This is a genomic window from Streptomyces sp. NBC_00984, assembly GCF_045162475.1.
GTDB lineage: Bacteria > Actinomycetota > Actinomycetes > Streptomycetales > Streptomycetaceae > Streptomyces.
Window position 1 is genome coordinate 8,511,482 of the sequence record NZ_CP108734.1, and the last position, 24,266, is coordinate 8,535,747.

At 68.5% G+C, this 24,266-nt stretch carries 21 protein-coding genes and 1 pseudogene; 8 read left to right on the forward strand and 14 right to left on the reverse strand.

Features of this window, described 5'->3' with window-relative positions:
* Position 1 precedes the first annotated feature (1 nt).
* Together OG520_RS37915 and OG520_RS37920 are read left to right on the forward strand one after the other, a co-directional pair.
* Positions 2-1,150, forward strand: coding sequence for a carbohydrate ABC transporter permease (locus OG520_RS37915; protein WP_399332532.1), 1,149 nt, complete (start codon positions 2-4; stop codon positions 1,148-1,150).
* The gene (locus OG520_RS37920; protein ID WP_399332530.1) at positions 1,147-2,070 is read left to right on the forward strand and encodes a carbohydrate ABC transporter permease; all 924 of its coding nucleotides are present in this window, start codon (positions 1,147-1,149) and stop codon (positions 2,068-2,070) included. The genes OG520_RS37915 and OG520_RS37920 overlap by 4 nt, the downstream gene beginning before the upstream one ends.
* 145 nt (positions 2,071-2,215) lie before the next feature.
* Here the strand turns inward: OG520_RS37920 and OG520_RS37925 are convergent, their stop codons facing one another.
* The 5 genes from OG520_RS37925 to OG520_RS37945 all read right to left on the reverse strand — a co-directional run bounded on the left by OG520_RS37925 (position 2,216) and on the right by OG520_RS37945 (position 7,507).
* Positions 2,216-2,737, reverse strand: coding sequence for a hypothetical protein (locus tag OG520_RS37925; RefSeq protein WP_406016153.1), 522 nt, complete (start codon positions 2,735-2,737; stop codon positions 2,216-2,218).
* Between the two features lie 76 nt (positions 2,738-2,813).
* A complete protein-coding gene (locus OG520_RS37930; protein ID WP_385327445.1) occupies positions 2,814-3,362 on the reverse strand; it encodes a hypothetical protein in 549 nt (182 codons plus the stop codon).
* Between the two features lie 164 nt (positions 3,363-3,526).
* Positions 3,527-3,682, reverse strand: coding sequence for a DUF6131 family protein (locus tag OG520_RS37935; protein WP_406016154.1), 156 nt, complete (start codon positions 3,680-3,682; stop codon positions 3,527-3,529).
* Between the two features lie 433 nt (positions 3,683-4,115).
* A complete protein-coding gene (locus OG520_RS37940) occupies positions 4,116-5,819 on the reverse strand; it encodes an immunity 49 family protein (RefSeq protein ID WP_406016659.1) in 1,704 nt (567 codons plus the stop codon).
* Positions 5,820-6,298: 479 nt separating this feature from the next.
* Positions 6,299-7,507: a hypothetical protein gene (locus OG520_RS37945; protein ID WP_406016660.1), complete on the reverse strand. Its 1,209-nt coding sequence runs from the start codon at positions 7,505-7,507 to the stop codon at positions 6,299-6,301.
* Between the two features lie 266 nt (positions 7,508-7,773).
* Between OG520_RS37945 and OG520_RS37950 the strand changes: the two genes are divergently transcribed.
* Complete coding sequence (locus OG520_RS37950; RefSeq protein ID WP_406016155.1) at positions 7,774-7,947, forward strand: hypothetical protein; 174 nt, start codon at positions 7,774-7,776, stop codon at positions 7,945-7,947.
* 308 nt (positions 7,948-8,255) lie between these two features.
* Here OG520_RS37950 and OG520_RS37955 read toward each other — a convergent pair whose 3' ends face one another.
* Positions 8,256-9,038 (reverse strand): AraC family transcriptional regulator, encoded by a 783-nt coding sequence (locus tag OG520_RS37955; RefSeq protein ID WP_406016156.1) that lies wholly within the window; start codon positions 9,036-9,038, stop codon positions 8,256-8,258.
* Between the two features lie 84 nt (positions 9,039-9,122).
* Between OG520_RS37955 and OG520_RS37960 the strand changes: the two genes are divergently transcribed.
* Positions 9,123-9,926, forward strand: coding sequence for a sulfite exporter TauE/SafE family protein (locus OG520_RS37960; protein ID WP_406016157.1), 804 nt, complete (start codon positions 9,123-9,125; stop codon positions 9,924-9,926).
* On the opposite strand, the gene OG520_RS37965 is transcribed toward OG520_RS37960, so the two are convergent.
* Entirely contained in the window at positions 9,875-10,426 is a 552-nt protein-coding gene (locus OG520_RS37965) for a DUF6228 family protein (RefSeq protein WP_406016661.1), read from the reverse strand. The two genes, OG520_RS37960 and OG520_RS37965, sit on opposite strands and share 52 nt — an antisense overlap.
* Positions 10,427-10,507: 81 nt before the next feature.
* Here OG520_RS37965 and OG520_RS37970 point away from each other — a divergent pair, with 81 nt between their 5' ends.
* The gene (locus tag OG520_RS37970) at positions 10,508-11,044 is read left to right on the forward strand and encodes a nucleotidyltransferase domain-containing protein (protein ID WP_406016158.1); all 537 of its coding nucleotides are present in this window, start codon (positions 10,508-10,510) and stop codon (positions 11,042-11,044) included.
* Between the two features lie 417 nt (positions 11,045-11,461).
* Here OG520_RS37970 and OG520_RS37975 read toward each other — a convergent pair whose 3' ends face one another.
* Complete coding sequence (locus OG520_RS37975) at positions 11,462-11,971, reverse strand: GNAT family N-acetyltransferase (protein ID WP_406016159.1); 510 nt, start codon at positions 11,969-11,971, stop codon at positions 11,462-11,464.
* A gap of 613 nt (positions 11,972-12,584) precedes the next feature.
* Between OG520_RS37975 and OG520_RS37980 the strand changes: the two genes are divergently transcribed.
* Positions 12,585-14,093 carry a carotenoid oxygenase family protein gene (locus OG520_RS37980; RefSeq protein WP_406016160.1) on the forward strand — a complete coding sequence of 503 codons (1,509 nt, stop codon included), beginning with the start codon at positions 12,585-12,587 and terminating at the stop codon, positions 14,091-14,093.
* Between the two features lie 108 nt (positions 14,094-14,201).
* A pseudogene (locus OG520_RS37985) lies at positions 14,202-14,291 on the forward strand (transposase); the annotation flags it as partial.
* Between the two features lie 162 nt (positions 14,292-14,453).
* Here the strand turns inward: OG520_RS37985 and OG520_RS37990 are convergent.
* The 3 genes from OG520_RS37990 to OG520_RS38000 all read right to left on the reverse strand — a co-directional run bounded on the left by OG520_RS37990 (position 14,454) and on the right by OG520_RS38000 (position 20,712).
* Positions 14,454-15,083 carry an aminoglycoside adenylyltransferase domain-containing protein gene (locus OG520_RS37990; protein WP_406016161.1) on the reverse strand — a complete coding sequence of 210 codons (630 nt, stop codon included), beginning with the start codon at positions 15,081-15,083 and terminating at the stop codon, positions 14,454-14,456.
* A gap of 285 nt (positions 15,084-15,368) precedes the next feature.
* On the reverse strand, positions 15,369-16,046 hold the full coding sequence (locus OG520_RS37995) for an SAM-dependent methyltransferase (RefSeq protein ID WP_406016162.1): 678 nt from the start codon (positions 16,044-16,046) through the stop codon (positions 15,369-15,371).
* 442 nt (positions 16,047-16,488) lie between these two features.
* Entirely contained in the window at positions 16,489-20,712 is a 4,224-nt protein-coding gene (locus tag OG520_RS38000) for a hypothetical protein (RefSeq protein ID WP_406016163.1), read from the reverse strand.
* A gap of 219 nt (positions 20,713-20,931) precedes the next feature.
* On the opposite strand from OG520_RS38000, the gene OG520_RS38005 reads away from it, so the two are divergent.
* On the forward strand, positions 20,932-21,141 hold the full coding sequence (locus OG520_RS38005) for a hypothetical protein (protein WP_399332506.1): 210 nt from the start codon (positions 20,932-20,934) through the stop codon (positions 21,139-21,141).
* A 478-nt stretch (positions 21,142-21,619) separates the two neighbouring features.
* On the opposite strand, the gene OG520_RS38010 is transcribed toward OG520_RS38005, so the two are convergent.
* From OG520_RS38010 to OG520_RS38020, 3 genes are all read right to left on the reverse strand, one after another.
* Positions 21,620-22,576, reverse strand: a complete 957-nt coding sequence (locus tag OG520_RS38010; protein ID WP_406016164.1) for an SDR family oxidoreductase — start codon at positions 22,574-22,576, stop codon at positions 21,620-21,622.
* Positions 22,577-23,379: 803 nt separating this feature from the next.
* On the reverse strand, positions 23,380-23,850 hold the full coding sequence (locus OG520_RS38015) for a hypothetical protein (RefSeq protein WP_406016165.1): 471 nt from the start codon (positions 23,848-23,850) through the stop codon (positions 23,380-23,382).
* Positions 23,851-23,963: 113 nt separating this feature from the next.
* The gene (locus OG520_RS38020; protein ID WP_406016166.1) at positions 23,964-24,149 is read right to left on the reverse strand and encodes a Tn3 family transposase; all 186 of its coding nucleotides are present in this window, start codon (positions 24,147-24,149) and stop codon (positions 23,964-23,966) included.
* Between the last annotated feature and the right edge of the window lie 117 nt (positions 24,150-24,266).

Here is a 24,266-nt window from a genome sequence, read left to right on the forward strand (position 1 = left end):
CATGCCCATCCGCACGATCCGCGCGAGCGGTACCCCCCGTACGACCGGCTCGCCCGGCGCACCTGACAGCGCCCCCGGCGGGACCGGCACGACCGCGAAGGCCCGCGCCCGGCGCGCGGGCCTGCGCGGGGAGGGCGCCTGGGGCTGGCTGTTCGTCAGCCCCATGGTGCTCGTCCTCGGACTGTTCATGGTGCTCCCCATCCTGATGGCGCTGTGGGTGAGCCTGCTGCACTGGGACGGACAGTCCAACCCGTTCTCCGGCCAGGCCGATTTCGTCGGCCTGGACAACTACCGGTCGCTGCTCACACAGGACGGGCTCGATCGCACCCTCTTCGCCACGTCCCTGCGCAACAACCTCTACTACGTCCTGCTGACCGTCCCCCTGCAGACCGTGCTGGCACTGGGCCTGGCCCTGATCGTCAACCAGAAGATGCTGCGGGGGCGCGGAGCCTTCCGTACGACGTTCTTCTTCCCGTCGGTCACCAGCTCCATCGCCGTCTCCACGGTCTTCCTCTTCCTCTTCCAGGGCAGCGGAGCCGTCAACTCCATGCTGTCCTGGATCGGGGTCAAGGGACCGAACTGGTTCGCTGACCCGCGCGGGGTGCTCTCCCTGGTCCTGGGAGGTCTGGGAATCGTCGATCCCGAACGGCCCACCGGCCTGCTGGCAGATCACTCCACACTGGGGCTGTCGTGGTTCGAGTGGCTCTCGGGCCCCTCGGTCGCGATGTGCACGCTCATCCTGCTCGCCGTGTGGACGACCTCCGGCAGCTTCATGCTGATCTTCCTCGCGGCGCTCCAGAACATCCCGCGGGAACTGGAGGAGTCGGCGGCGATGGAAGGGGTCAACCGCCGTCAGATGCTGCGGTATGTGACGCTGCCGGCCCTGCGCCCCGTGCTGTTCCTGGTTCTGACGCTCGGGCTGATCTCCACCTGGCAGGTGTTCGACCAGGTGTACGTGATGGGCCAGGGCGCTCCGGGCAATACGACGCTCACCCCCGCTTTCCTGTCGTACTCGGCGGGCTTCGACAACGCGGACTTCGGGCAGGGCGCGGCGATCGCGTTCATCCTGCTCGCCCTGATCCTCGTCCTGACCGCGTTCCAGCGCTGGGCGCTGCGGGAGCGCGGCGCACGTACCAGGAGGAACCGATGACCGCCGCCGCTACGGCCGTACGCGAACGCGCCCGTCGCGCCCCGCACGACCGGGGCCGTCCCGTCCTGAGCCGATTCCGCCTGCCGTGGCGACTGGTGGGGTACACCGCGGTCCTCGGGCTGGGGCTGCTCTATCTGCTCCCGTTCGTCCTCCAGTTGGTGACGGGCTTCAAGACGGACCCGGACGCCGCCGCGCACCCGCTGGCCCTGCTGCCGACCACTCCGACCACGGCCGCGTACCAGCGGCTGTTCGGGCTGAGCCGAGCCGCGGACGGAGTGCCCTTCCTGCGCTGGCTGGGCAACTCCGCTCTGATCGCGGTGCTGGTGACGGCGGGCCGGGTGCTGTTCGACTCCATGGCGGGATACGCGCTGGCACGGCTGCGTTTCCGGGGCCGTTCGGTGCTGTTCGGCTTCGTGCTTGCGGTGATGGCGGTGCCCGGCGTGGCCCTGCTCATCCCGAAGTTCCTGGTGCTGAACACCTTCGGTCTCTTCGACACGTACACCGGCATGATCGTGCCACTGCTGGTGGACGCGGCGGGCATCTTCATCATGAAGCAGTTCTTCGAGTCGGTGCCGCGCGAGGTCGAGGAGGCGGCACGGGTCGACGGGGCGGGTGTGTTCCGGATCTTCTGGTCCGTCGTCCTGCCCATGGCCAGACCGGCATTGATCACCCTGACCATCCTGTCGTTCCAGGGATCGTGGAACGAGTTCACCCACTTCCTCGTCAGCACGCAGTCCGGCCAGTACGAGACGCTCACCACGGGCCTGGCCCGCTTCGTCTCGGGCGGACTCGGCGGCGGAACGCAGTATCCGCTGAAACTCGCGGCGGCCCTGCTGTCCACCATCCCGGTGGCCGCGCTCTTCTTCTGCTTCCAGCGCTACTTCGTCAACGGCGCCAACGCGGGCGCGGTCAAGGAGTGAGTACCGGCCGACGGGCCGCCCGGCGACATCCCCAGCCGGCAAGTCGCCGAGGCGGTGGCCACTATCGGGTCGGCTTGCTCCGCAGCGGGCGGTTCGGGTGCCGGCCAACAGGAAGGCCGGCGTCGGGGCCGGGCATGCAGCCCGTTCACGTATTCAGCAACCGGTTGAAGAACGACCGGTAGCGTTGCAGCGCGACACGCAGTTCCTCGGTCGGTACCTGCTCGCCTCGCTGCCACTGGCTTTCGAGCCCCTGTTTGTGGTCGGAGAAGGTCCTGGCGAGTGCCTGCATCACCTCCGCGACCAGGGTGTCCGCAGCACTGACCGCTTCCCGGGGGTCATCGACGAAGTCACCCTGGATCCGCTGCCACCGGCTGCGGAACTCCTCCTGCTCCCTGCCGACGCCGAGAAGGGGCTCGTCCCCCTCATCCCCGTCTCTGCTTCCGGCGGCGGCGGCGGGCGCGGTGCCGGACGACGGTGCGTGCGGTGTCTCGTCCTCACCGCTTGGACCGTGGCCCGGGTCAGCCGTCGTGGCTTCCCCCGGGAAGGTCGGTGGAACGTCGGTCGGGGCCTCGCGGACCTCTGGCGCCGAGGCGTCCCCACCGCGTAGATCGTCAGTGGACAGGTTGCTTGCATCGGACCCGAGGGGGTCCCGGTGTCCCGTCGCCATGGCTCTTCCTCCATCCGATCCGGCGCCTTCGGCGGGTAGCGGCCCGAACCAGAGGCGCACTGGCGGTTCTTCCTCGCTACTCCCGCGGCCGCCCGCCATTGTGAAGCAGTTCGTCGAACAGAGCCCGGTAGTGGACCATCGCACCCCGTAGCTCTTCCGTGGTCGCCTGGTGACGGCTGCTTCGGTCACTGACCTCGTGGGCGGTGCGGTAGTTCTGCAGAGTGCGGCCGTGCTCGACCGACAGATCGCTGACCTGCTGCTCGTATCCCTTGGTCGGATAGCCGCGCTCGCTCATCAGCGCGGTCACGAGCCGGTCGGCTTCGTGGACCGCGTCGTCGGGATGGTCGACGAAACGCTCCTGCGCCTGGCTCCAGCCCTGGGCGTACTTCTCCCGATCCGTCGCCGAGAGAGGTTTGATCTCCAGCGCGTCATGGCGCTGTTCCCGTTCCCTCAGTTCGTGTTCCGCGGCCGGCCGGCTCTGTTTCTCCTCCACGAGCCGCTCGTACTCCGGGCCGAACTGTTCCTTCAGATGGCGTCTGCGCGCAACCCTCCAAGCTACGAGTGCGCACACCAGCAAAACGACCACTACCGCAACGATGATCGCTATGAGGGTTCCGGTCGACATGGCTCCTCCGCTCGCCGATCACCGAGAAACGAATAATTGCCAGAGACGTTCCTGTGGTCTTCCCTCCCCGGGTCACGTCATTCATCTGTCACCGCTCCCGGCAGAATCCGCCGGTGGACGACGCCGAGTGACCTTCGGGAGCCGACGAGGGTTGCCCTGTCGCTCTACCAGTAGTGCCTTCGACCGCCGAACGCGTGTCCCATCCCGCCCAGGATCCACAGAATCAGACCCACCACGGCGAGAATGATTCCGATCGTCCACAGGATGGAGATTCCGGTCACGAAACCGATGACAAGCAGGATGACTCCGAGAACGATCACGACACGCTCCGATCTCGTGTGCTCTCCTTTCACTGTGTCTCCCGTGAGCCGTCGCGGCAACTGCCGACGGCCCGAGGGTTTCGTGCCGGGCAGGAGCGGCGGGTCACCCCCGGCACAGCTCCCTCGTAACTGTGCGTGCCACTCATCGCACCACACAGCTCATGCAAGCCCCATGCACGCGTTCGGCTGCGTCGGCAGTGCAGACAGCGACGACGAAGCGGCCGGGAAGAGCGATGGTTCCGTCCGGACCGTCCGGACCGTTCACTTCATCGACCGGCCGCCGCGCGATCCGAGTACCGCGCTCGCGCCGGGCAGTGGCCTGCCGGACCGGGACGGGAGACGCGGCCCTTCTCCTGGACGGCTTCGACCGCGGAGAGTCCCCGCGTGCTGCCTGGCGGTGATCACGGTCGACATCGGCTTCCGGATCGCGGGTTCAGGTAGCGATCTCGCCGGCCCAGCTGAATTCGAGGAGCGACCGGGGCAGGTACTCCGACTCGATTTCGAGGGGGAATCCCGCGTCGTGGGCGAGGCAAGCGACGGCGAGAGGGCCGAGGGCAACGAGGCCTTCAGCATCCGTGGCCCGTTCCTCGGCCGCCGACCAGTACTCCTTGTGCCACCGCAGCGCGTCATTCAGCGCGCTATTGAACTCCTCATGGTCCTGCTGCAGGTAGCGGTGGAAGAGGATGATCGGCGGGTAGAGAATCTGCGACAGCAGTTCCGAGTCGACGGACCGGGCCACCTCCGGGTTGGTGCCGTCGACAGCGGCGACCAGCTTGTCGCCCACCTCCCGGCGGCCGAGCCAGAAGTCCTGCAGCGCCTCCACCCAGGAGTAGATGTACTCCTCATACACTGCGCCCGACGCACGCAGCAGGGAGATGGGCACCTCGGCCGGCTTCTTCAACCTCGCGTTCTCCCGGCAGACCAACGCGAGGTTGAACGAGGTGACCCAGGCACCGGCGTTCACACAGGACTCCGGGCCGATCGAGGGCAGGCTTGTCTCCTGCTCCCTGATCCGTACGCTCACACTGCTGCCTTCGGGCGCGGTGGCCGCGGCGAACAGTGCGGACCCGGTCTGCATGGCCGTCACCCACGCTTCCCAGGTCTCGAACTTCCTCGCCTCCGGGTCCCTCGCACACCGCGCCTTCGCCAAGGTCAGGGTCGTGCTCAGGGCCAGGGCCCGCCTGGTGCTGCCGGGCCTTCCGAGCCCGGCCACGGCCCAGTCCGCGGTCTCGGTGAGCACGGCCAGGCCCTCGTTCGTGACCGTCACGACGGACGAACACGTCCGACTGCCGCAGGGACTCCCCGAAATGTTGCGCAAATGGACGCTCACGTCCGGCTGAACGGTGACACGCTCGCTGAGCTCGGCGGGCTTCGCCTGTGTCTCGCCGAGCCGCTTCACGGCCGCTGCAGTGCTCTGTGCCTCGGCGCCGCTCGCCTCTCTGACGGTGGAGGACAAACTGCTGGGCGGGGTCTGATCACGCGCTGCGGCGTACTGGACCCGGACGTTGCGCGGGGGCCGGCGGTTGTCCGTCGTGGTGAACGCGGCCGTGGTGAACGCCGAGGGGGGCTTGGCGTCCTGGCCGGATGCGCCGGTCGTCGACAAGCCGACGGACAGGAGCCGGTGCGGTGGCTCCGCGGTCACCCATATCTGCACTGCGCCGTTGATCAGCATGCGCGCATCGCGACCGTTCACCGATGCGGTTCCCGCCTGCCGCCACTTCCCCGCCGTCCCCTCCGAGACCGCACCGGCCAACGCTTTCGGGGTCAGCCCGGACGGCGGAAGCAGGCCCGATATCCTCTCCGGAGGGTCTGCGATCCAGGTGTCGGCCAGAGAGTCCGCGCTGCCCGGCTCGTCCCACAGCCGCCACTGCCTGTTGCCGCGCAGCAGGGTCCGGCCGTTCCCCACGGCGATCTGCGCCTGTGCTCCGTAGGCGCGACTCAGCGTGCCGTAGGAGGTGCCGTCGCCTCTCACCGTGACGCGCACGCTGGTCGTCACGCCATCGCTGTCCGCCACGGTGCCTGCGTAGGTGACACCTCGCCAGGAGCGCAGGCCGTCCGTGGCCTCCGACGCCATCTCCTGAGGCGTCCGGGCCTGCGGCCACACCAGATATGCCGTCAGAACCGCGCCGAGCAGCACCAACAGCGAAACCGCACTCCAGCGCCGCGTACGGGTAGACAGTGCCCGCGCGACGCCGTTCCTGAATCTCCGAAAGCGGAACCGCGGTGGCCTCTCGTCCACTGCGGCCGACGGTACGGCGTCCTCCTCGCGACTCGCGTTCATTCCAGCCCCCGGGACTCAGAGCCGCAACGCCGTCTCCCGCGAGACTTTCGTCGGCTGTCGAATGCGTCACCGACTGCAAACGTACCCCCGCTCCCTCAACTACTCACCAGATACGGGAAGTTGAGCTCATGTCTCCATCCGGATCAGCCCGGTCGTCCAGGCCGGCTACGGCCCGGACACGGGCCGGACCGGCGCGCCCGCCGTCGCCTTTGAGGCGGCAGGCGCGGAGAATCGTCCAAGTGCCCCGGGCGAGCGAGGGACGACCGTCGGACCGACAGGGGTACGTCGGGTCGTACACGTTCGACCCGGGTGTGAGGGACGCCCCCTGTCTCTCGTCAGGGTGCCGTGCTTCGGGCCCCCGCCGGGGACGTGCTGTGCAGCAGTTCCAGTCGGTGCTGGACGGCTTCGACCGCCCCGGGGCGTCGGCCAGGTACGTGGTGGCGCAACGAGACCAGGGGCGGACCGAGTTCCAGGGCCCGCTGTGGGATGCGAAGTTCCTGCCACTGGTGGTGGGCGCGATCCACGGCGCCTTCCACGGCGGGGTCGTCCGGGGGCTGTTGCCGCGCGAGGCGGGCGTCGGCGGCAGCCATCCACAGCTCGCAGCTGCGTGCCGGATCGTCGGCCAGACGAGCGAGGTCGGCCCGGACCTCCAGCCAGTGGATGGCCTGCACGGAGCCCGCACCGTGGGTACGCAGCGCCCACCCCTCCCACATGGCTGCGAGCGACGCAGCTTCGCCGTGCCGCCCGGCGTGGGCGGCGGCAAGAATCGCAGGCAGCGGATCCTCCTTGGCCGCCTCGGCGCTTTCCCACATCGGAGGAGGCGCTGTCGGACCAGGGACTGGGGCCTGATATGGCTGGTTCGGGATCTGGACAGCGGACGCTGCGGGGGAGAGGACGGCTGTGTTGTCGATGGCCAGGAACAGTGCGTCGTGGGAGCCGGCCTGTGCGGCGACCTGTTCGTGGAGCTGGGCGAGCGGCGGGTTGATGCCGCTGCGCCAGGCGGTGGCGAGGGCCTTCAGGTAGGCCGGTTCTGCGATTTGGCGGCGGCTCGGTGGCGGGGTGACTCGGCCGTACACACGGATCCCATGGCCGAGGACGAGGCCCTCGGTGCGGAGCTTCTGCCAGGCGTCCGGGGTGGCGACGAGGTCGATGATGACGGTGGTGGTGCCCGGCCGTCGCAGTTTGAGTTCGCCGGCCAGCCAGTGCCAGGGCAGTGCGGTGTAGCGCAGGGTGGTCGGCGTGGTCCGGGCGAGTGCGAGGTGGATCAGGTGCTGTTTGTGGTCGAGGTGGAGTTGTCCCGTCACATAGAGGCTGAGTGGACCGGGTGCGGCGGCTGCGGCGCGGATGCGGGTGAGGACGGTCTGCGGGTCGGTCGGGTCGGCGAGTTCCACGATGGTGGCCGCCGTCGTGCCGGTCAGGATGCTGGGCGCGACCGCCGCGAGCGTGGGCAGGGCGCTGGTTGCGTCGATGAGACAGCCTTTGCCGGCCGGGGCTGCCGCGATCAGCAGCGCAGTCCCGGATGTCGTGTCCTCCCCGTTGATCATCACAACAGCACCGTAGCCGCTGCGCGGCATGCGAACGTAACCAGCCACCAACTCCAGCCCGATGACTGGGTGGAGAGTGTCATGCGACTGCCCGGCTGTCAGCGTGTCTGTGGCTGGGAACAGCCGGCGCGATGCCTCCCCGCCGCAAGGGGAAGGCAGCCCAACTCCCGGCTTCGGTCGATCTTGGTTCGGATCGGCTCGCCTGCGAGGTGGATGACCGCTGCCTCTTGCTGGACCGCCAGACGGGGACACTGCCGCCGGTCCTGGTGAGAGATGAGAACGCGACCACTCTGCGGTACGACAGAGTTGCCGAGGTCGCCGAGGTCGCCGAGGTCGCCGAGGTCGCCGGCGAGCCGAGCGAACAGGGCGAGCGTGGAACCCGACGCGCATGCGTCACCGTCACGGCTGTCGACCCGTCACTTCGTTCGAAGCTGGCGTAAGCGTCCGCCTCGCCTCCGTCCCCCGTGGCGGGTCGAACAAGGTCTACTGTCGCACCGCTCACCGCGTACGGCTCGACCACTTGCTGGAACCGCTCAGCGTTCAAGTCGACGGTCGCACCGTCCACGAACCGCATCAACCAGAGGCTGTATCTCACAGGCTCACTCTTCCATCACCGTGATGCTCCCGACGAGGTGGCTACTCCTTGCCGCTGTCGGGCAAGTGCCGCAAAACAGCTGATCCGATGAACCTCGGGGCCCGGAAGGGGTCACGGGTGCGGTGCTGCCCCGCGGACCGCGGTTCCGGGCTGTCAGTGCCGGCCGCCGCCCCGGCGATCCACGGAGAAGCGGGACGGGGGTGTGCCGAAGGCGCGGGTGAAGGCGGCGGTGAACGCCGCAGGGGAGGCGTAGCCGATACGGCCACTGACCTCGCTGACCGACCCGGTGCGGAGCAGCGGGACGGCCGCGAGCAGGCGGGCGCGGCCCCGCCAGACGGCTGGGCTGTCACCGGTCTCGGCGCGGAAACGCCGGGTGAAGGCCCGTTCGCTCATGGCTGTCCTGGTAGCCCACGCGGCGTTGGTGGCGTCGGCGTCCGGGGCGGCAAGGTACTCGCGGCAGAGCACCGCGAGGTCGGCGGAGGCGGGAATCCCCACGTGGAACGGGAGCGGGGCACGCTCGGCGATCTCGTACAGGAGGAGCTCGGCGATGCTTCCCTCACGCCCGGACAGGCTGTAGTCGACCTCGAAATCGGCAGCGGCCAGGAGCAGTTCGCGCAGCAGCGGCGGAACGTCCACGACCGTGCAGGTGGCGGGCCACCAGGGGACGGCGCGCGGCTCGATGTACAGGCTCCGGGTGCTCACCTCCAGCATGTGGACCCGGTGCCGCGTATTCGGCGGGATCAGTACGGCGCGCTCGGGCGGAACGGTCCAGGTCCCCTCGGCGGTATCGACGACCATGACCCCCGTGGCGCCGTGGAGGAACTGCGCGCGCCGGTGTTCGTGCCAGCCCAGTACGTGGCTGGGCGGGTAGTCGGTGCCGATCGGCAGGACGGCTCGGTCGACGTGGTCGACATCGGCCAGCGGGACGTTCTTCACCCGTCCATCGTAATGGCTGACACGCGAAGGAACTGTGCTGACCATCGCATGCGAGTAGATCGTCGGAGCTGATGGAGTGAGGTCATGGACTTCGTGATGTTGATCGGGGTCGGGCTCCTCACCGGGGTGACGACAGTGTTGTTCGGTTTCGGTGGAGGGTTCGTCGCCGTACCGGTTGTGGTTTGGGCGGACGCCGTACTCGGCGCGGACGCGATGCGGGTGGCGACGGCCACCTCGGCCCTGGTGATGGTGGTGAACGCAGGGTTCGCGACGGCCGTCACACCGCGGCGGGTACTCCTCTCGCTCCGCGGCAGCGGCGCGCTGCTTCTCCTGCTGGCTGCCGGCGCCTCGGTCGGCGCGCTCGCCACGTGCCTCGCTCCGGCCGCTCTGGCCCACTGGGCGTTCGTCGCGTACGTCGCTCTCACCATTGCTGACCTGCTTCTGCGCCCGGGATTCCTGCGCCCGAACACTCAGGTCGGGACGGCATACGACGCCCCGCGTCCGTTGCCGGCCGTCCTTGGTGCACCGATCGGCGCGGTCGCCGCCTTCCTCGGCGTGGGCGGCAGTGTCATGACCGTCCCCGCGATGCGGCGGGCCGGGCACGCGATGCATGTGGCGACTGCGCTGGCCAACCCCCTCACCCTTGCCATCGCGTTGCCGGCCACCGCGGTGTCCCTGTACGTGGCAGCGGTCCCCACCGCCGCGCACACGCAGGTGCATCTCGTGGGCCTCATCGACCTCCGCGCCGCCTCGGCGCTGCTCCTGGGGGCGCTGCCAGTGATCTCGGTGCTGCGCCGACGCCCGCCACGGATCCCCGACCGCATCCACGCCTGGGCTTACATCGGGCTGCTCCTCATGGTGACGGTCGCGATGCTGCTCGTGGTCTGACCGGCCGTTTCGCTGCGGATTGATGTGTGCGGGCGGTGGTACTTGTCGATGTCGCAGCCAGCGCTGGCTTGCACGCACCGGAGGCTGAGGGGGACGTCGTTCGGATCAGGCGTGTTACCCGGCCGGAGCGGCTCGCTCTGCTGCTGTCGGATCGGCCGAAGAAGTGCGGGGAGCCGGGCAGGATGTCGACGGTTGCGTGGTGAACACGGGCGTCGGCCGTCTCCTGGTTGCCAGCTCTGTTGCGGGGAGCGGCGGAAGTCCTCGGCCAACGTGGCGAGGAAGGCGTCGAGACCGTCGCCGTGCCAGGTACTCACTGAAGTCTCGATGCTCACCCATTCCCCGCTAGCTCTCACCAGGAAGTCGAGCGTCGGGTCATCGCCATACGGCGTTGATGGTTCGGAGAACAACAGGTGGACCGGCTGCGGTCCGGGACGTCCCACACGCACGACAGGTCCGTCTGATGTTTCGTACTCGATCACCGACGCAGGCCAGTGCCGCATCGAGCGGCGATTGCCCGCTCGGTGGGGGACAAATGAGGTGCTGGGCAAAGCGGTTGCCGCGTAACCTGCCCGGTTGTGGACATGGGACGTGCTGATCAACAGCTTCGCCTGATTGCTGAGGCCGTGGAGGTTGCCGAAACTCTTGGGGTGACGGTGTGGCTTCGCGGTGGATGGGCCGTGGACTTCTTCCTCGGTGAGATCACGCGAGACCATGAGGACATCGACTGGTTCCTTTGGGCGGACGACGCCAGTGCCCTGGCGGGAGGCTTGCTGCGGCACGGATATCAACCGGTGCCAGGGCCGCCGCCTGACCTGCAGCTCGATTTCGCCAAGGACGGACTGGAGAACAGCTTTACGCTCCTGGGCCGGGATGCGGCCGACCGCGCGGTGGTCGCCGGGGGCCTCTGGGCCGGTGCGCCCTGGCCCGAGGGAATGCTTGATGCCGGGCCGGGCCGCATCGGTGGTCTGCAGTGTGCGATCGTCAGTCCGCAGGCCCAGATCGAGATCAAGCGGATGATGCCCAGCTGGGATCCCTCCCGGCCTCGGCGGACCAAGGACGCCGAGGACATCGCCCGGCTGGAGGCGGCCCTCCGCGTACGGGGCGAGCGGTCCGAGTGACGTTTCTTGGGCGTCGGTCGTCCCTCGCTGTGGGGCAGTGGCGGAGCGACCACGAGTACGCGAGACCAGACGACGGCGAGGGACGGCTGCTGCTGCCATCACCGGCGAAGGCGCCCGGTCGGTGGTGACCCGGCGGCGGGCCCAGATGGTGCTGCTGCGCTACTTCAGCCTGGACGGCACGGACCACGCCGACCACAAAGAGCAGGGAGGCATGAGCCGCAACTACCTCATCTGATGAAACCACGACGCCGACGGCCAACGTCCATGTGCTGTTGCTGGATCGGGCCGGTTGTTTACCGCGGTAAACAACCGCACGGGCTTGGTGACTTCCGGCGCTGGTTCCGGCGTCGATGGAACGGGCTTCGAGTGCATGCGTTGCCGCCGAGTTCGGCTCGGCAGCAACACGGCGCTCGACGTTCAGTCCTGGGCCTCAGCCGGGGCAGTGAACGAGATCCAGGTATCGGGCGGCAGGTCTGGGCGACCCGGTACCGGTCTGCGTTCCTCGGTCCATGCCTCGCCGGCGACCTCGGTAGCAACGCGGCGCCAGAATCCGACTGCGGCGATGTTGCCCTCCTGAAAGGCGACCTCCCACGGCCCCGGGTACCGCGCCGCGACCTGCCGAACGGCACACAGCCCGATCCCCGTCCTACGCACGCCACGCACCACGAAGAAGCTGCTCAGCACGCGCGTCGGGCCAGTCAGGCCGCGAACGAGAGCGAGACCAACAGGGAACTCGCCACTGGTCAGGAGATAGGGCGCCCAGCCGGCCTGTGTGAAGGCGGCGTGGAGCCGATCGCTTCGGAAGGTTCCGTCCGGGTCGGGCAGCACACCGCTGAACGCCGACATGTCATGTCGAAACAGTGACCAGAGGCGCTCCAGTGTCGGTCGGTCGGCCGGATCGGCGTGGCGCACGGATACGTCGGTCATGGATCTCCTCCATGTTTTGAGGTTCGGCGGTGGCTACCCCGTGTGCCTGAGAGCAGGCCGCCGGGGCATGAAAAAAGCCTCCCTGGCGGAGGCGTGGCCTGGCCGGGAAGGCGTAGTACTGGCAGACAACTTATCAGGCTCACGGAGGAGTCCCGCTCTTGCGGGGGTCCGACCAGCCGGGGTCGGTATCGGCTGATCTCCGCGACGTACTCGGTGCTGGAACCACCGCGTTCGCGGTCGCGGTGGCCACCTGCAGCAGCACGTCCACGCCCCAGGCAGCCTGAGCGTCGGGCACATGGCCCTCGTGCAGGAGGGCGAGCACGGCCTCGACCACATGTTCGCACCCACCGTCCTGCGGCCCGAGCCTGAAGGGGCGCCCGGGTCCGTGAAGACCGAGGGATACTCCCTGAAGTCGCCCTCCGGCCCAGCCCTTGACACCTTCACCGGGCGGGCACGTGGCGTGCGGTCCGTGGCGTGCGGCTCGTGTGGGGGTGTTGTCAGCACCACCCCCACACGGGCCTCAGGCCACCTGACCCGCCGCCGACCGCGCAGCAGACTCTTCTTCAGCACCGGCGAGGACCCGCCGGGCACCGACCAGGGCCGGGGAAGAGCGATGACCAGTCACACACGCCGAAGGATCCTCCAAGGTGCGGCACTCGCGGCGGCCGGCAGTGTCGTCGGAGGCTACGGTCTCGGCCACTACGCCACCGCGGCGCAGGTCGCCACCCGTCGCACGGCAACCGGAGGCAGGGAGTCGTCCCCGTTCCTGGAGGGCGCCTTCGCCCCGGTAACCGAGGAACTCACCGCGTTCGGCCTCCAGGTGACCGGCCGGCTACCGCACGACCTGGACGGCCGCTACCTGCGCACCGGCCCCAACGCACTGGGCGTCGAGGACCCGCGGGCCCACCACTGGATGCTCGGCGACGGCATGGTGCACGGGGTGCGGCTGCGCGGCGGGCACGCCGAGTGGTACCGCAACCGGTGGGTACGGTCCTCGCAGGTGGCGCGGAAACTGGGCGAGCAGTACCCGGGCGAGGCGCCGCCGGACGACTTCGCCTGCAACACACACGTCATCCCGTACAAGGGGCGCATCCTGGCCCTCCAGGAGAGCGGACCACTGCCGTACGAACTGGACGGCGAGCTGAACACGGTGCGGCCCTACGACTTCCGCTCCACGCTGCAGGGTGCGTTCACCGCACACACCAAGTACGACGCGGCGGCGGACGAACTGCACGCGGTGGCGTACTACCCGACCTGGGACCATGTGCGACACCTCATGATCGACCGGACCGGCCGGGTGGCACGGAGCACAAGGATCCCGGTGGCGGACGCGCCGATGATGCACGACTTCGCTCTGACCGGGAAGTACGTGGTGATCGTCGACGTGCCGATCACCTTCGACATGGCGGCCGCCGAGGCAGGCGCACCCGTGCCGTATGTCTGGAACCCGAAGCACCCGATGCGGGTGGGAGTGATGCCGCGGACCGGCGGCGTCACCCGCTGGTTCGAGATCGATCCGGTGTACTACTCGCACACGCTGAACGCCTACGACCAGGGCGACACCATCGTCATGGAACTCATCACCATGCCCGCGCCGTTCTACGCCGCAGGCCGGGGCAATGGCGGTCCCTCCGCGACCGGCACCCCCGCACTCGACCGCTGGGCCATCGACCTGCGTGCGGGCCGCGTCCGCAGCACCCGGCTCGACGACCTGCCGCAGGAGTTCCCCCGCGTCAACGAGTCCCTGGTGTCGCGGCGGCACCGCTTCGCGTACGCGGCGAGCGCGGCGGAGATGTGGCGTGCCTACGAGACGGTCGACGGGGTGCCGCCGGACGACAAGTTCACCAACTGCCTGGTGAAGCACGACATGTTGCGCGGCAGTCGACAGGTGCATCGCTTCCCGGACGGCGGGGCGGCCGGGGAGCCCGTGTTTGTGCCGCGCCGCGGGGCACGGGACGAGGACGACGGCTACCTCCTGTCCTATGTGCACAACCCCGACCGCGGCGCGAGCGACCTGGTGATCCTCTCCGCGCAGGACTTCACCGGCCGCCCCCTGGCCCGCATCCACCTGCCGGGGCGGGTACCGCTCGGCTTCCATGGGAGCTGGGTGCCTGACGCGTGAGGGAGCCACCTCCTGGGCCCAACGCCGGCGCCTGCTGCACTTGCTTGGCCAAGGCCCCTGCATCGGACCTGGACGCCGTGGTCGAACGGCCTGTCGCCGACGCCCGCACTGAACGGAATGCTGAGGCGGCATCGTACGGGTGTGCCGTGGCGTGATCTGCCCGAACGGTACGGCCCTTGGCAGACAGGTCAGCGGCGCGCTCCGCTTATTCGATCAAGGCATGGACAAGTGCGCTCAGGAAAGCGCGAGGTCAACCCGTGCGCTCCCGCCGTTTCCAGAGTGGGTCGATGAGCTCGGGAGCCTCCCACGCCGTACGACCCCGTCCAGTTCCCCGAGACTTGCAAGAACACAGTCAAAGGTTCAGAAAAGGCGAAGTCGACCACGTGCTTCTGCGACGAACTGGGCTGCTTCTTTGACGTTGGGCCCCTCATCCCCACAACGCTGGTAGGCGACGGCGGCCGTTACTACCGCCTCGTCGGGATGACGGGCCGTATACCACTCGGCGCCTTCGAGCTTGGAGCACAGCCGCCCCTCCTCGGCGAACCGTATGGCCCGGCAGGCATTGAGTACGGCGTATGCGGCGGAGCCGCGGTCCAGCGCCCACTGAAGGTCGCCGACCATCGCCGCGAGAATGCGGTCCCGGGGGACTGGCCCGAAGATCCGGGCAGGCATCGGCCCCAGGACCGAAACAGCGTGAGCCCGGCAGACGGCGCTGTGCAGGACGAGATCGGGATCACCAGAGCCTCCCGCTCCTGTCACGATCTCCGTCTTATCCCCGGTTGTGTTGATGTGCACTTCGAACAGACAGGCACCAAGCACGCTTGCGGTTGCTGCGGTGATCACGCTCATCTCCAGGCCTGTGCCGGGACACCGTCCCGCGGTGGCCGCGACCGCTTCGCCCATTGCTTGCTGGGCGGCCGCAGTACCGGATTCCTCCACGACGGCGAGTACGTCGACGTCACTGCGGGAGGAACGGAATCCGCCGAGCACGGCTGAACCGTGGAGGTAGACGCCGACCAGGTCGGAGCGGAGCGAGGCCAGGACCGACGCAACGCCGCCGGCGTAGCCCATGACGTCTGGTGGGACATGTAGTGACGTGGACACGAGAGCTCAGACTAGTCCCGCCGCTGAGTAGGATTCACCAGGGTATCCGCTACTTGTGCGACGGAAAGGGATGGTCCTCGACCATCGCCTTGAATGCTGGTTCCGGTCACCGGAGCACCGAGGATCAGCGACTCACTGATCTGCCCCGCTGAGCTCCGCCACACGACAGAATCAGTAGTAGTCGCGCATCAGTGTGGACGCCCATTCCGGTTGCTGGATCTCGCCGCGCGGGCCGAACTCCCTTACATACGGCTTCAAGTCGAGCACCGGTGTCCCAGTCACCGCGTCAAGTCCGCTGACGTGAACATCAAGGTCATTTACCGATGTGATCCGGCAGCGCGAAACACCGAGTCTGTTGGGCCGGAATCGACTGCGTTGCGCGAAGATACCGACCAGGGTTCCGTCATGCCTGCCCGGGACGGGGCGGGCACCCATGTCGATCTCCGAGCTGTCCACCTGGTCGAAGAAGAACACCACTTCAAGGTGGGAGAACCCGTCCAGGCCGAAGAGCGCCTCGGGACCGAATATCGAAGAGTCCAGCCGAATGATGGCTTCCTCGCGGCCCCACCCAGACTCACAGACCTCGGAGCGTCCACCTACAACTCGGGCGATCGTCCGTGATTCAACAAGCCCTACCCCGTCCTCTGGACCCACCAATGGAACCCCTCCAAGCGCAGCCGCATGCGAAGCCCGAAGCCTGCCACAGCCGCTGTGCACCCGCCCGCCGGATCGAAAACAACTACCTAGCCGGAGTTTGTTCGAGCTGGTGGTGGAGGGGGACGAGACGGAGACGAACGATGGCGCCCGCGACCTTGTAGGTATCGCGGTTGTTGCTGCGGCAGCCGGCATGGCCGGGCCCAGCAGTAGATCGCCTCGCCTCGCGGATCAGGGACACGCCGCTCGGGCCAGACCCCGACCTGCATGGCCGACAGGCGGCCGTCCCAGCCCAGCCTGGCCCTGCCCGGAAAGTGTGTCCTGAGAGTTTGACGACACTTCGTGGCGTCAGACCGATGGCGCGAGGTCGCCGGGCAACATGGAGAAGAGGAGAGATCGACTCGGCCGCCGTGAACAAAGCCGACGTTCCGCAGTGTGCCTTTCAGTCGGTCAGCCGGTCACCGGTCCCGGGAACGGCAACAGGAGCCCCCGGTCCAAAGGCCGACGACATGGTCAGGGCCTTCCATCCACTCGGCGTCAGCCATGTCACCTCGCCCCATGCGCATACTGACGATTGGGTACGGACCAGTCGCATTGGCATGAACGACCGGACAGGCCCTGAGGCCGCCCAAAGCGGTCACGGCCCGCTCCCCGGCTGCCCGGCCTTCACTTCGATGTCGTCGTAGACCGTGTCCCAGCGCAGGTTGGAGCCGTCGCGGCCGGCCCAGGAGGCGGTGCGGCGGGCGGCGTCGCGGAGCTCGGCGGGCCATCTCGGGTCTGTCAGCAGTCGGTGCACTTCCTCCGAGATATTGCTGATGACCTGTCCCGCGACTTCCAGGAGGTGCCGGGCGAGTTGGTGGTCGCGGGGGCCGTAGCTGATGAGTAGCTCGTACAGGTGGGCACGCTCGCCGACCAGGAGACGCAGGTAGGGGCGCCAGGGGTTCCAGGCGAAACCCCGCCATCGGGCAGAGGGGCCGGATTCGGCGGTGGCGGCGGTGACGGCCGACCGCAGGAGCTCTTCTGCGTCCTCAGCACGTCCGGCCTCGTGGAGGTCGACGCAGAGGCGGGGCATGGTGTCGAATCGGTGTGGCCATACGTTGCCCGGCTGCGTAAGGCTGTGGCCGCGAGGCATGCACAGGCTTCCCGGCTTGAAGGCCAGGGAGTGGAGGTCATCGAGGCCGGTGTCGTGAGCGCCGTCCGCGAGTTTCCTGCGTGCGTCGAGGACGGTGAGCCGGACTCTCAGCAGGTGGGCGGCGTTCCCGGCCAGCATGTAGGCCTCCTGGGTCCGCTGGGGCCGGTCGATCGTGGCGGCCATGGTCGCGGCCCGGTCGACCAGTTCGTCCAGGGTGGGGGTCAGGGCTGTGCGCGCGGTGGAAAGGTCCCAGAGGGCGGGGGTGGCGGTGAGGGTCTGGGTCACCGCTTCCAGTAGCTCGGTCTGGGCGACGGCGCTTGTGCGCAGCGCACTCAGTTGTTCGACCAGGCCGGCGGGGGTGCCCAGTGGTGTGAGGCCGCAGCCGATCATGCGTGCGGTCAGCCGGTGCGCGGCCGCTGTCGCCTGATGGTCCTTCTGCTCCAACAAGTGGGCTGTGATACATCGCAGTTGGTCGGCATTCTCGACGGGCAGCTGTTTCTCGCTGGCCCGGACGAAGCCGACGAGGGCATCGGTATCCGTGCGCCGCTGTGCGTCGCTCAGCAGCCACGGAAGGAGCAGCCCAGGTGCCTCGGGGACACGGGCGATGACCTCTTCGCGCGGCGAGGGCAGCCGTTTGCGCGGCTGCCGTCCCCTCCGTCGGCGCTTCCCCTCGCCCTCCTGATGCTTGACCTTGCCGGGGCTCTCCTCGCCCTGCTCCTGCTCGAAGGTTTCCGGCTCCGTCTCCTGGTCGTGGGGCGTGACACCGATGAGGTGGCCGAGGGCATGGGTGGCGAGGTGGTGGCCGCCCGCCGCGGCGGCGACGGTGAGGTCGAGGTCCCAGGGAGCCGTGGTCCACGGCAGAAGGGTCACGGCACGCGGTTTCTCCGACCTGCGGTCGTCGGGCAGTGACGCGGCGACCACCCGGGCAGGCAGTCGCCGGCCCCCGGGAAGCAGAGCGGTCAAGGCCAGGGTGGTGGCCGGCGGCTGCGGGGCCTGCCGCACCCGTTCGTGCGACAACTGCGCACGGCACCATTCCCGTGCCATACGGCCGGCGGGAGTGTCACCGGTCATGAGCAGCGGGCGCAGGAGATAACGGGCAATGGACTTACGGGCGTTGTCGCTCGGCGCGCAGGCCGCTGCGGTCGCCAGTTCCTCGCGCAGCGTCGATGCGGCGATGCGACTCCTGGGGTGGCACAGAGCGCTGGCCACGCCGTGGAGGACGACATGGTGAGTGGCGACGGGCAGGTCACCGCGGGCCAGATCGTTCAGGCAGGTACGCAGAGCCTGCAGGGTGTCGGCGGTTCGCTCGTGGGCCTGTGCGGCGGCCCAGCAGGTCGCTGCCGAGTCGATGATCCTGTCGATGTCCTTGGGGACCTTCTCAGGCACCCCGGCGAGGCGTTCCGGCAGGCCGCGGCACACCTCACCGTACGGGTCGGGCCATTCGGCGGCCAGCTCGGCGAGCGTGGCGAGGGTGTGTTCCAGGGGCGCGCCACGCCGTACGAAGGCGTCGTCGAGCATCTCGTCCATGACGGTCACGGCTGTGCGGTCCGGCTGAGCGGCGGGGGCCGCCGCACCGTCCTCATGCAGATGACGCATCAGGGTGATCAGGTGAGGTGCGAGGGCGTATCGGGGCAGCTCCGCGGCGGGCAGGTCGTAGAGGAAGGTGGCGGCGGTGGAACGCTGCTGCCGGATGAGCACCGTCAGGGTGTGCAGGACCTCGCGGCGCTGGGGGCCGTCGGCCGCGTCCCAGATCGTCCGCAGAAGCTTCGGCCAGATGCGTTCGGCGGGCCGACCGGTGGCGTTGAGGACCTCCAGGTAGTGCTCGGCGAGCAGCCTGCCGTTGTCCGGGTCCTCGATCAGAGGGACGGCGTCGGCCACGGCGCTGTCCGGAGCGTGACGCAGTCCGGCCAGGATGCGCAGGAAAGTCTCCCGCGCGACCGGAGAAGAAGCCTGGGCCAGGTGCGCCAGCCACGGGTACCAGTGACTCGATCGGTGTGCGTGCATGCGGTCGCTGTAGTGGAAGGAGTGGCGGGCGGCCTCGGCGAGGTACAGGTCCTGGGGGTGCTCGGTGATGCGACCGACCGTTGCTTCGAGCCCCGCAGGGGCCTCGGCGAGGCCCCTGCCCGCGGCGTACTCGCCGATCGCCTGGTGGTGGAAGCGCAGCCGGCCGGGAAAAGGCTCGCCCAGTACGCCTCGCCGGAGCAACAGTCCGATCCGGTGGGCCGCGGTGTCCGGGGACACGGCAAGGCGGGACGCAACGAGATCGCGGGCGCTCTCCCGCTGAAGCTCGATCGAGCCTTCGAGCAGGGTGGCCAGACCGAGTTCGGCAGCGGCCTCGCCGAGGGACAGAGTCTGTTCCTGGGGTTCCACGCCGGGGGCCGTCACCGCGTGCCGGTTATCGCGGTCGACGCGCCACGTCCAGTAGTCGTGGAAGAGGCCGGCCACGTCGAGGTCGAATCCGCTCGGTCCCTTGGGCTGATACAGGTCGAAGATCATGCGCAGGTGCAGCGGGTGCCGGATCAACCTGCCCAGGGGCAGACCGCGGGCGGCCGCGTCCGCCAGAGCCCGCCTCATCTCCGGCAGGGTGCCGTCGTGGTCGTTGCGGGCCGGTGCGTACGCGCCGGCGTAGGCGTCGACCGCGCGGTCGAGTTCGGAGCCGGGGGCCCAGCCGTGTCGACGGTCGGCCTCGGGGCCCTCGTCGTACAGACCGAGGCGAATGTCGGCGAGGACCGAGGTGTAGGCGCCGGACTCGTGTTCCGTGTCCCGGCGCTGCTTGAGCAGGCCGGCCTCGCCCGCCCGGCAGGCCAGGGCGACGGCGGTGTTCCTGGACCGCAGGACGGTTATGAGTTCGACGAAGTCGTGCGCGGTCTCCGGCTGGTGCAACAGCAGGTCGGCGGTGTCGAGCAGCAGGACGATCCGGTGCCGGGCGCCTGAGGTGCCGGCGGTCCGTCTGTGGTGTTCCTCCAGCAGCGCGGGGAGTTCGCGCGGGCGCAGATCCGCGGCCCCGCCGGGACCGGCCAGGAGGGAGGTCGCGGAGAGCAGGACGAGGCAGATGTCCTTGCGTTCGGACAGAACCTGGTACACGCCCCACAGGGAGCAGCTCTTGCCGACACCGGGCTCACCGACGAGAGCGGCGGCCCGCCCCGGAGCCGCACCGGTCAGTTGGCGGTCGATGTGCTTGAGCACCTGTCGCTCGGCCGCCCGTTCGATGCGGACCTCGGCCAGTGTCACGCGGTCGAGCCCCGGCCCGAACTGGTTGACGGTGACCGTCTCGAGGGATCGCAGTGCGCCTTTCCGAGCCTGCGCCAGTGTCGGCAGCCTCCGGTCGACTTCCTGCCGAGTGAGGGCGTGCGAGGCAGGGACCGCGGGTCGCCGTTGTGATCGCTGCCGTGCCGCGGACTGCTCCTCGTCGCTGTGGGGCAAGGCCGCTGCGTACCGCTTCCGCAGCTCGGCGAGAACCCCGTAGCCGCTGTCGCACTCGGGAGAGCAGCCCGACCGCACTCGGGCCTCCTCGCAATAGTCCAGGCCGGCCTGCCTCCATACCCCGCCCTTGCGGATCCAGGTGGAGATGGTCCCGGGCGACCGCACACCGCACCATTCGGCCAGGTCTCCCGTGCGCATACGGCGCCCCTCGTAGCCGTGCGCGACGCTCCACATCCAGTGCTTCAGCGCATGCAGAATCCAGAGCCGGTCATTGCTCCAGCCCTTGGTGTCCTCGGGCCACTGCACCTGACGGCCCGGACTCGCGGGATGCCATCGCTGTTCTTCACCGGCCAATTCTTCAACCCCCGGCACAATCTGAAAAACGACCACTCAGTGTCATCCGACCAGGCAGGCAGCGTACGCGAATTGTGTGAGCAGCGGTCGGCGATCGGCTCCGTTCTGCACAACTTCCCCGTCGAGAAACCTCGTTCGTGCCGGAAGAACCGACATGACCAGGAGGAACCGATGAACCTCGACGAGCTGCTCGACCACGCGACGGACTGGGCAGAGACCATCGCCCCGTGGACGGGCATCAACCACGGACTACGTTTCGCCCGGGACGTCGTCCGCTACGGAACGGTGCTGTGGATGACCCGAGGCTGCACCCCGCGAGAACGGGCCCTGGCCTTCGCGGCGATGCACCGGTCGCGCCGGGGCCACCGCCGGAGGAGGTGAGCACCTGGCGTCCCGCCCTCCGAGCCCCGCGGACCACGCCCTGTCGGGACCGAATTCGGCGAGCGGGGCGAGCTTGTCCGCGGGGAGCATCGCGAGCCTCGCCTCCGAGTTCGAGGCCCAGACCCCGGATTCGCCCCGATCGCCTTGGCCTCATCATCATCACCACCACCATTACCACCACCATCGGCCACGCTGTCCTTCAGCACCTCGACATGTTTCTGCTTCTCCGCATGGGCACTGGAGGCGGATCATGTGTCCTCTGTACTCCGTAGCCCAGTGATCAACGACCCCGTGTGGAGAGGAAGGCGCTTCTTGAGGTGAGCGCAACAGCCGAGGGCATCCAGCTGATCCGACCGTCACGCCGTTGCCCCGGCTGTCGGGCGCGCCCGCGGAGGCGCCGGCCCCGGCGGGCCTGCGCGCCCGCCTCCGCGAGCAGGCGCAGGCCCTCGCTGTACTTTGTACGGCGCGGGGCCGGGGGTCAGCGGTAGTCGTCCGGGGAGCTGTCCTTCCCGCCGTACGTGACATCCTCGAAGTACGCCCAGGCGTCGGGCCGGCTGCCGTCCACGTCCCGTACGTCGTAGGTCCTGGCGAGCTCCGCACTGGAGGTGGACTTCCTGTTCCAGCGGGCGGCCCGGTCCAGGTCGGCGGCGAGCGCGGCCACCCCGCGGGCGAGGTAGTGCGGCGATTCGGCGATCGCGAAGCCCGGTTCCCGGGCGACGGCGTCGCGCCAGTTCTCCTCACTCACGCCGAAGTGGGCGAGCATCTGTTCCGAGCGCAGGAAGCCCGGCGTGACGGCGACCGCCGTGCCCCCGTACTCCGCCAGTTCCTCGCCCAGCCCGAAGGCGATCCGGATCGGGGCGTTCTTCGCGAGGTCGTAGTAGAGGTTCTCGCGGTACCGGCGGTTGGAGACTGCTGTGCCGTCGGTGACCTCCACGTGCAGGGGCGCGTCCGAGCGGACCAGGAGCGGGAGGGCGAGTGCCGCGGTGATCACGTGAGAGCGCACCCCGAGTTCCAGGATGCGCAGACCGTCGGCGAGCGGCGTCTCCCAGCTCTTCTTGCCGAAGACGGAGCCGACGAGCAGATGCTCCCCGCCCCAGAGGTCGTTGACCAGGATGTCGAGCCGCCCCTGTTCGCGGTCGATTCGCTGGACGAGGGCGCGCACCCGGTCCTCGTCCAGGTGATCGGTGGGGACGGCGATGCCCGTGCCGCCGGCCGCTGTGACCAGCTCCGCAGTTTCCTCGATGGTCTCCGCCCGGCCGACCTCGCTGGCATGCTCGCGGGTGGTGCGGCCGGTGACGTAGACCGTGGCGCCGGCGCGGCCGAGTTCGACGGCGAGGGCACGCCCGGCGCCGCGGGTGGCCCCGGCGACGAGCGCGATCCGGTCGGCGAGCGGGCCGTTCTGGCTGGTGTGCTGGGTGTTCCTGTTCTTGTCCATGGCACCACGGTGCACGTTAAAGGCGACAGTTCATGTCGCCTTTTTCCCTGAGTTGTTCCCGCATGCTCTCTGGGGGTGCAGCCGAGTTCCACGGCTGACGGTCATGTGGTGGTGGACGTGAGCTGTCGGACATCAGGACCGCTACGGGGTGTGGGTCGGGCTCTACGGGTGGTGCGGCAAGAACCCGAAGGTTGTGGTTTTCCTTGTTGGGAAGACTGGCGGCCGGAAGCGCGTGCTTCGTACGTGGACGGCACGGGGCGAGAACCCTGTCGCAGAGCGAAACCAGCGGGTTCGCGGATTCTGAAGGTCGTCCGAACGTGAACCTGCTGGTAGTAGAAAGCCGTTGAGGGGATGGGCACTCGGGTTGAACGCTGCTTGAATGCTCCAGTGATCCAAATAGTGGTTGTTTTGGTAGCGGCCGGATTGACGGCGTGGCTGCTTCGCCGGAAGGTGAAGCAACGTGCAGAAAGTGCCGCTCAGGGAAATATGATCAAGGTTCCCTGTCTGCTCCGGCATCCTTCGCTTGAGGGCCGGTGGCTCCGTGGGCGGCTGTTGACAGGCCCCTCCGGGATGGCCTGGGAGCCCCGGACCAAGGCCGGTGCGGCAGTGTCCCTTCCGGATGGATTGCGGCAGGTCAGCGTGCGTTCACCATCGCTGCGCGAAGCGATGAAGATCAACGGTGGGTCCAGGATCGTTGAGTGCACCTCTCCCGAGGGGGCACTTCTTGTTGCTGTGATGCCGAATGAGTTGGATCACGTACTCACGGCCTTGAACAGCAACGGAGCAGAATAGACAGCATCCCGTCATGCCTGGGTCGGATCGATAGCGAAGTGCTCAGGGTGGGCGGTGCGGACGTAGTGGATTGCGGTGTAAGAGGTGATGCCGAACAACCGCATCATCCGGACCGGATCCGCGGTTTCTCGCGACCAGGTGGTCGCGGACGCGCCCATGGTGCTGTTCAGCTTCCTCAACGGCCACCTGCTGGCGCGCACCAGCGACGGGCCCAGCGCCGTGCCCGCGTTCGACGCCACCGCGTACCCGGCTTCGACCGGATGCTCGACACCGTGCTCGCCGGGATCAAGGACCGGGCCGCCCGCTAGAACCCTGCCGGTGTCCGACGCGGGCGCGCAGGTTGTCGTAGGCGGTACCAAAGAGTCCGGTCCCGCTTGGCCGCATAACGGTGTTGTCAGCCCTCGTCGTTCCTGTAGCACCTCCAGAAAGGGCTGGCTCGACGACCGCTGGCGGCTGGCCAGGAGCACGGCGTTGCCGGCCACGGCCTTCGGGTTGGTGGGCGGTTTACGCAGCCTGGCCGAAGCCTGTGGCTCTCGGGTCGTCGCCGCGGAGTGGGCTGAAGTCGACGTTCAGGTGTGGGTCGTACGCCTCGGGCTCAAGGCGGAGTTCGTGGGGTGGGGTACTCGCCGAAGCGGCGGATGTGCTCGGTCAGGTGCGGCGAGATGTGGGCCGGGTCCTCGGGGTCGATGACGTGCCCCTCCTTCTGGAGCTGGCGGACGATTTCGGCGATGTCCAGGGCGTTGTGGAAGATCACCGCGTTCGCAGAGCGTTGAAGGATCACCGCGCTGCGCACCGTGGTTGTGGTGGCCTACATCGAGGTCTGACAGGAGGACCACCGCCAGGACGCCGTCCTGATCCGCACAGCACGAAGCATTGCCCCGGACCTGTCCGGGGCAAT